Genomic DNA, 2,525 nt, shown 5'->3' with positions numbered 1-2,525 from the left:
TCGGAGCTTTTCTAGGTTTGGCGGCGACCTACTCTCCCACGTCTTGAGACGCAGTACCATTGGCGCGACGGCACTTAACGGCCGGGTTCGGAATGGAGCCGGGTGTTTTGCTCGTGCTATGACCACCAAACCGAGGAAAGCTCCGGGCTGGTGTGATCCAGCGGGGAGATTGTTGTCCAAGTCGTGTTGCTTTTGTCAGTAGATGCTGGGGTTTACCCTGCCTTTTACTGGATCAAATCAAGCCTATCGGGCCATTAGTACCGGTCAGCTGAGCGTGTTGCCACGCTTACACCTCCGGCCTATCGACGTGGTGGTCTACCACGGCCCTCGGGGATACCTGGTTTTGAGGGGGGCTTCCCGCTTAGATGCCTTCAGCGGTTATCCTGTCCGATCATAGCTACCCTGCACTACCGTTGGCACGATAACAGGTCCACCAGTGGATCGTTCATCCCGGTCCTCTCGTACTAGGGACAACTCCTCTCAAGTATCCTACACCCACGGCAGATAGGGACCGAACTGTCTCACGACGTTCTAAACCCAGCTCACGTACCTCTTTAAACGGCGAACAGCCGTACCCTTGGGACCTGCTCCAGCCCCAGGATGAGATGAGCCGACATCGAGGTGCCAAACACTGCCGTCGATATGGACTCTTGGGCAGTATCAGCCTGTTATCCCCGGCGTACCTTTTATCCGTTGAGCGATGGCCCTCCCACTTGGGACCACCGGATCACTATGGCCGTCTTTCGACTCTGCTCGACTTGTCAGTCTCGCAGTCAGGCTGGCTTCTGCCATTGCACTCAACGAGCGATTTCCGACCGCTCTGAGCCAACCTTCGCGCGCCTCCGTTACGATTTAGGAGGCGACCGCCCCAGTCAAACTACCCGCCACAGAGGGTCCCGGAACCGGATGACGGTTCGCGGTTAGACACCAAGCGAACGAAGGGCGGTATCTCAAGGGTGGCTCCACTCGAACTGGCGTTCGAGTTTCAAAGCCTACCGCCTATCCTGCACATCGCAGGCCTGGTGCCAGTCTGAAGCTGTAGTAAAGGTGCACGGGGTCTTTCCGTCTAACCGCGGGAAGCCTGCATCTTGACAGGCAATTCAATTTCGCTGAGTCGACGTTGGAGACAGCGGGGAAGTCGTTACGCCATTCGTGCAGGTCGGAACTTACCCGACAAGGAATTTCGCTACCTTAGGACCGTTATAGTTACGGCCGCCGTTTACCTGGGCTTCAATTCGGAGCTTGCACCCCTCCTTTTAACCTTCAGGCACCGGGCAGGCGTCAGACCCTATACGTCGTCTTGCGACTTCGCAGAGCCCTGTGTTTTTAGTAAACAGTCGCCACCCCCTGGTTTGTGCCCCCAGCCAATACTTGCGTAGAAACTGGGCCTCCTTCTCGCGAACTTACGGAGGTATTTTGCCGAGTTCCTTCAACGTCGTTCTCTCAAGCGCCTTGGTATGCTCTACCAGTCCACCTGTGTCGGTTTCGGGTACGGTCCGAAGGAGGGCTATTTCCAGGGACTGCTCAGCGGCCAGCCCAATCCGATAAGGGCTGACAACCTCTGCAATCCGTCACCATCTCCTGGCCCAGGAATATTAACCTGGTTCCCATCGACTACGCCTTTCGGCCTCGCCTTAGGGGCCGGCTTACCCTGCTCAGATTAGCTTTAAGCAGGAACCCTTGGACTTTCGGCGAGAGTGTCTCTCACACTCTTTGTCGCTACTCATGTCATCATTCTCGCTAGCGATCTCTCCACCGGATGGCTTACGCCCCGGCTTCACAGAAAGAACTCGTGTCTGCGCTACCGCTGCATCCCGTGAGCACGGTTGCCCGCACTCCTCGCGACACCGCGATAGAAGAGACAGAGTTCTATGTCACGCTACGCTCCGCTACCACTGCATACGCAGTCCTAAGCTTCGGCTCATGGCTTGAGCCCCGTTACATCTTCGCCGCAAGACAGCTTGTTTAGACCAGTGAGCTGTTACGCTATCTTTAAAGGATGGCTGCTTCTAAGCCAACCTCCTGGTTGTTTTGGCCGTCTCACTTGCTTTCCCACTTAGCCATGAATTGGGGGCCTTAGCTGTAGGTCAGGGTTGTTTCCCTCTCCACCACGGACGTTAGCATCCGTGGTGTGTCTGCCATCTAGTACTCCCGGGTATTCGGAGTTTGGTTAGGATCAGTAAGCCTGTGGGGCCCCATTACCCATCCAGTGCTCTACCCCCCGGGGTATTCGGATGACGCTCTACCTAAATAGATTTCGCGGAGAACCAGCTATCTCCGAGTTTGATTGGCCTTTCACCCCTAGGCACACCTCATCCCGACCTTTTTCAACAGGTGTGGGTTCGGACCTCCAGTTAGTGTTACCTAACCTTCATCCTGGACATGCCTAGATCACTCGGTTTCGGGTCTGATCCATCTAACTCAACGCCCTATTAAGACTCGCTTTCGCTGCGCCTACACCTAACGGCTTAAGCTTGCTAGATAGACCAAGTCGATGACCCATTATACAAAAGGTACGCCGTCAC

Annotated in this window: 2 rRNA genes; both read right to left on the bottom strand. The window is 55.5% G+C overall.

The features are described 5' to 3' along the window. Positions 1–15: 15 nt before the first annotated feature. A 5S ribosomal RNA gene (gene rrf, locus LR948_RS18695) occupies positions 16–130 on the bottom strand. Positions 131–233: 103 nt separating this feature from the next. Beyond that, positions 234–2,525 (bottom strand): 23S ribosomal RNA (locus tag LR948_RS18690); the annotation flags it as partial.

Origin of the sequence: Roseivivax sp. GX 12232 (assembly GCF_021272185.1) — a bacterium.
In the GTDB taxonomy this organism is placed as follows: Bacteria; Pseudomonadota; Alphaproteobacteria; order Rhodobacterales; family Rhodobacteraceae; genus Roseivivax.
This window is presented reverse-complemented; position numbering and strand designations above follow the sequence as displayed.